This is a genomic window from Brevibacterium iodinum ATCC 49514 (genome assembly GCF_900169265.1).
In the GTDB taxonomy this organism is placed as follows: domain Bacteria; phylum Actinomycetota; class Actinomycetes; order Actinomycetales; family Brevibacteriaceae; genus Brevibacterium; species Brevibacterium iodinum.
Map to the genome: position 1 here is coordinate 1 of NZ_FXYX01000049.1, position 5,739 is coordinate 5,739.

Below are 5,739 nucleotides of genomic sequence, written 5' to 3' on the forward strand. Positions count from 1 at the left end.
GAAACTGATACCCCCAGTGAACATGCTGCGTATTTGTGTGGTGTGGTGATGGGTGTGTGTTTGTGGTTTGAGAATCCAATAGCGTGTTTGTTTGAACAAGTTGTGATGCCAGAACATTTTATTTTCTGGTAAGACAATCACCTGACCAAACAGTGGTTCACCCGTGGTGGGTGGTTCTTCGCCGAACCTCCCGCATCACATTGGGGTGGCTTTCGTGTTTGGTCAGTATTTTTGGTCAACCTTCTCACCCCGTGAGGGGTTGGCTGTCTTGCTGGGATTCATTCGTAACATAAAGTTTTTTATGGAGAGTTTGATCCTGGCTCAGGACGAACGCTGGCTGCGTGCTTAACACATGCAAGTCGAACGCTGAAGCCAGAAGCTTGCTTCTGGTGGATGAGTGGCGAACGGGTGAGTAACACGTGAGTAACCTGCCCCTGATTTCGGGATAAGCCTGGGAAACTGGGTCTAATACCGGATACGACCAACCCTCGCATGAGGGTTGGTGGAAAGTTTTTCGATCAGGGATGGGCTCGCGGCCTATCAGCTTGTTGGTGGGGTAATGGCCCACCAAGGCGACGACGGGTAGCCGGCCTGAGAGGGCGACCGGCCACACTGGGACTGAGACACGGCCCAGACTCCTACGGGAGGCAGCAGTGGGGAATATTGCACAATGGGGGAAACCCTGATGCAGCGACGCAGCGTGCGGGATGACGGCCTTCGGGTTGTAAACCGCTTTCAGCAGGGAAGAAGCGAAAGTGACGGTACCTGCAGAAGAAGTACCGGCTAACTACGTGCCAGCAGCCGCGGTAATACGTAGGGTACGAGCGTTGTCCGGAATTATTGGGCGTAAAGAGCTCGTAGGTGGTTGGTCACGTCTGCTGTGGAAACGCAACGCTTAACGTTGCGCGTGCAGTGGGTACGGGCTGACTAGAGTGCAGTAGGGGAGTCTGGAATTCCTGGTGTAGCGGTGAAATGCGCAGATATCAGGAGGAACACCGGTGGCGAAGGCGGGACTCTGGGCTGTAACTGACACTGAGGAGCGAAAGCATGGGGAGCGAACAGGATTAGATACCCTGGTAGTCCATGCCGTAAACGTTGGGCACTAGGTGTGGGGGACATTCCACGTTCTCCGCGCCGTAGCTAACGCATTAAGTGCCCCGCCTGGGGAGTACGGTCGCAAGGCTAAAACTCAAAGGAATTGACGGGGGCCCGCACAAGCGGCGGAGCATGCGGATTAATTCGATGCAACGCGAAGAACCTTACCAAGGCTTGACATACACTGGACCGTTCTGGAAACAGTTCTTCTCTTTGGAGCTGGTGTACAGGTGGTGCATGGTTGTCGTCAGCTCGTGTCGTGAGATGTTGGGTTAAGTCCCGCAACGAGCGCAACCCTCGTTCTATGTTGCCAGCACGTGATGGTGGGAACTCATAGGAGACTGCCGGGGTCAACTCGGAGGAAGGTGGGGATGACGTCAAATCATCATGCCCTTTATGTCTTGGGCTTCACGCATGCTACAATGGCTGGTACAGAGAGAGGCGAACCCGTGAGGGTAAGCGAATCCCTTAAAGCCAGTCTCAGTTCGGATCGTAGTCTGCAATTCGACTACGTGAAGTCGGAGTCGCTAGTAATCGCAGATCAGCAACGCTGCGGTGAATACGTTCCCGGGCCTTGTACACACCGCCCGTCAAGTCACGAAAGTCGGTAACACCCGAAGCCGGTGTCCCAACCCCTTTTTTGGGGAGGGGGCCGTCTAAGGTGGGACTGGTGATTGGGACTAAGTCGTAACAAGGTAGCCGTACCGGAAGGTGCGGCTGGATCACCTCCTTTCTAAGGAGCACACATTAAGATCCTCATGGCATGACCCGCATGTGGTCATCATGAGAGCTCAAGGGTGGAACATCACAACTCTCGCTCGCCCATACAGCCCGGCTGGGGTCAATGCCCCGGGTGCGGTTGGTGATCTGGGTGGGCTAGGACGAACACGTTATTGGGTCCTGGAATCACAAACCCCAACGGTTGTTGGGTGTGGTTTCAACCAACAGGACCAACCCGTCCACCAAGCAGCAGAGACTTCTGGTGTGTGGTGGTGGGTGTTTGGTAGTGGTTTGAGAATCGTATAGTGGACGCGAGCATCAAACACCATGAGAGTGGTGTTTATGTAATGTGATTTTTCTTGTCATCATCTAGTTGAGGTGAATGAAACAATTTTTCGCGCACACGAAGCCGATCCCTTTTGGGGGTTGGGTGAGTGTGTAAGAGCGCATGGTGGATGCCTTGGCATCAGGAGCCGATGAAGGACGTGGAAATCTGCGATAAGCCTCGGGGAGCCGATAAACAGGCGTTGATCCGAGGGTCTCCGAATGGGGAAACCCCGCCACTCGTGAGGGTGGTGACCCGTGTCTGAATATATAGGGCATGTGGAGGGAACGCGGGGAAGTGAAACATCTCAGTACCCGCAGGAAGAGAAAATAACAATGATTCCGGGAGTAGTGGCGAGCGAAACTGGATGAGCCTAAACCTTGTCAGTGTCAAGCGTGCTGGTTTTGCTGGCAGGGTGTTGTGGGGTGTACATGGTCCGGTCCAGCATGGCCGGTCTGTGAGTGTGTTGGTGTAGTCGAACCTGGTGGGAAACAGGACCGGAGTGGGTGAGAGTCCCGTAGACGAAACGTCAACTGTTCGCAGTGTGTGCGTTGCCCGAGTAGCACGGAACTCGTGGAATTTCGTGTGAATCTGCCAGGACCACCTGGTAAGGCTAAATACTTCCTGATGACCGATAGCGGAATAGTACCGTGAGGGAATGGTGAAAAGTACCCCGGGAGGGGAGTGAAAGAGTACCTGAAACCATGTGCTTACAATCCGTCAGAGCAGTATCTTGATGACTGTGATGGCGTGCCTTTTGAAGAATGAGCCTGCGAGTTAGCGGTGCGTGGCGAGGTTAACCCGTGTGGGGTAGCCGTAGCGAAAGCGAGTCCGAATAGGGCGAATTGAGTCGCGTGTCCTAGACCCGAAGCGGAGTGATCTAGCCATGGGCAGGGTGAAGCGTGTGTAAGAGCGCGTGGAGGCCCGCACCCACTTCAGTTGAAAATGGAGGGGATGACCTGTGGTTAGGGGTGAAAGGCCAATCAAACTCTGTGATAGCTGGTTCTCCCCGAAATGCATTTAGGTGCAGCGTTGCGTGGTTCTTGCTGGAGGTAGAGCTACTGGATGGCTGATGGGCCCTACCGGGTTACTGACGTCAACTAAACTCCGAATGCCAGTCAAGGTTCAGCGTGGCAGTGAGACAGTGGGGGATAAGCTTCATTGTCGAGAGGGAAACAGCCCAGACCATCAACTAAGGCCCCTAAGCGTGTGCTCAGTGGGAAAGGATGTTCAGTTGCGAAGACAACCAGGAGGTTGGCTTAGAAGCAGCCACCCTTGAAAGAGTGCGTAATAGCTCACTGGTCAAGTGATTGAGCGCCGATAATGTAGCGGGGCTAAGTACACCGCCGAAGTTGTGGCAGCACCACTGTTAAGCCGTAATGGTGTGGTGTTGGGTAGGGGAGCGTCGAGTTGCCGGAGAAGCTGCCGTGTGAACGAGTGGTGGAGGCGATTCGAGTGAGAATGCAGGCATGAGTAGCGAAAGACGGGTGAGAAACCCGTCCACCGGATGACCAAGGGTTCCAGGGCTAGGCTAATCCCCCCTGGGTAAGTCGGGACCTAAGGCGAGGCCGACAGGCGTAGTCGATGGACAACCAGTTGATATTCTGGTACCGACACACAACCGACAGTACCAAAACACATGATACTAACCCCGTGATGACCCCGTGGTGCCTTCGGGTACCTGGTTGGGTTTGAGTGGGGGACCTGAGTGTGGAGTCGGTAAGCGTGAGGTGTGACGCAGAAAGGTAGCCAGGCCGTGCGATGGTAGTCACGGTCTAAGGTTGTAGCACGTGGGGGTAGGTAAATCCGTCCCCGCATTGAGTGTGAGAGCTGATGGGCGCCCCACATTGGTGGGGTGATCTGGTGATCCTCTGCTGCCGAGAAAAGCATCGACGTGAGGGTGTGTGTTGCCCGTACCCTATAACCGACACAGGTGGTCGAGTAGAGAATACTAAGGTGATCGAGAGAATCGTGGTTAAGGAACTCGGCAAAATGCCCCCGTAACTTCGGGAGAAGGGGGACCATCCCGGTGAACCACACTTTGCTGTGGGATGTGCTGGTGGTGGTCGCAGAGGCCAGAGAGAAGCGACTGTTTATTAAAAACACAGGTCCGTGCGAAGATGTAAGTCGATGTATACGGACTGACGCCTGCCCGGTGCTGGAAGGTTAAGAGGACCTGTTAACCCACTTTGTGGGTGAAGCGGAGAATTTAAGCCCCAGTAAACGGCGGTGGTAACTATAACCATCCTAAGGTAGCGAAATTCCTTGTCGGGTAAGTTCCGACCTGCACGAATGGCGTAACGACTTCTCTGCTGTCTCAACCACGAACTCGGCGAAATTGCATTACGAGTAAAGATGCTCGTTACGCGCAGCAGGACGGAAAGACCCCGAGACCTTCACTATAGTTTGGTATTGGGATTCGGTGTGGTTTGTGTAGGATAGGTGGAAGACTGGGAAGCCCTGACGCTAGTTGGGGTGGAGTCGATCGGTGAAATACCACTCTGACCATAGTGGATTCCTTAACTTCGGACCCTGATCGGGTTCAGGGACAGTGCCTGATGGGTAGTTTAACTGGGGCGGTTGCCTCCTAAAGAGTAACGGAGGCGCCCAAAGGTTCCCTCAGCCTGGTTGGCAATCAGGTGTCGAGTGTAAGTGCACAAGGGAGCTTGACTGTGAGACGGACGTGTCGAGCAGGAGCGAAAGCTGGGACTAGTGACCCGGCCATGGCTTGTGGAAGCGTGGTCGCTCAACGGATAAAAGGTACCTCGGGGATAACAGGCTGATCTTGCCCAAGAGTCCATATCGACGGCATGGTTTGGCACCTCGATGTCGGCTCGTCGCATCCTGGGGCTGGAGTCGGTCCCAAGGGTTGGGCTGTTCGCCCATTAAAGCGGTACGCGAGCTGGGTTTAGAACGTCGTGAGACAGTTCGGTCCCTATCCGCTGCGTGCGTAGGAAATTTGTGGAGGTCTGTCCTTAGTACGAGAGGACCGGGACGGACGAACCTCTGGTGTGCCAGTTGTTCCGCCAGGAGCATGGCTGGTTGGCTACGTTCGGGATGGATAACCGCTGAAAGCATCTAAGCGGGAAGCCGGCTCCGAGATGAGATTTCCAACTGACCTTGAGTCAGGGGAGGTGTCCTATAGATGATGGGGTTGATAGGCCGGGTATGGAAGCACTGTGAGGTGTGGAGTTGACTGGTACTAATACACCGATCACTCACTTAACCATCCTTTTTGGGGTTGGTGTGTGTGAGAGATTGTTTCTGTGAGTAGTCTTTTCTGGTTGTGATGAGAGAATGCGCCTCTTTTGTGGGGTGCGCATTATGTAAGTTTTTGGTGTTCGCGTTCGCTGTGCGGTTCTTGGACCACTACCGCTGATAACTCTGTGTGGGTTGTGGTGGTGGTTTGTTGGTTTTGCGGTGGTGATAGTGGTGGGGAAACGCCCGGTTAACCGTTCCGATCCCGGTAGCTAAGCCCATTCGCGCTGATGGTACTGCAACTTGGTGGTTGTGGGAGAGTAAGTGACTGCCGCAATATTTTTTGAAGGTGATGGCCTCGTCCAACTGTGTTGGGTGGGGCCATTACTGTATTCACGAAC

General features: G+C 54.2%; 3 rRNA genes. All 3 read left to right on the plus strand.

Features of this window, described 5'->3' with window-relative positions:
• Positions 1-298 precede the first annotated feature (298 nt).
• The 3 genes from BI49514_RS16080 to rrf all read left to right on the plus strand — a co-directional run bounded on the left by BI49514_RS16080 (position 299) and on the right by rrf (position 5,675).
• Positions 299-1,828, plus strand: a 16S ribosomal RNA gene (locus tag BI49514_RS16080).
• Between the two features lie 415 nt (positions 1,829-2,243).
• A 23S ribosomal RNA gene (locus BI49514_RS16085) occupies positions 2,244-5,366 on the plus strand.
• A 190-nt stretch (positions 5,367-5,556) separates the two neighbouring features.
• Positions 5,557-5,675: ribosomal RNA gene (gene rrf, locus BI49514_RS16090) — 5S ribosomal RNA — on the plus strand.
• Together the 16S, 23S and 5S rRNA genes form the textbook arrangement of a ribosomal RNA operon.
• The last annotated feature ends 64 nt before the right edge of the window (positions 5,676-5,739 follow it).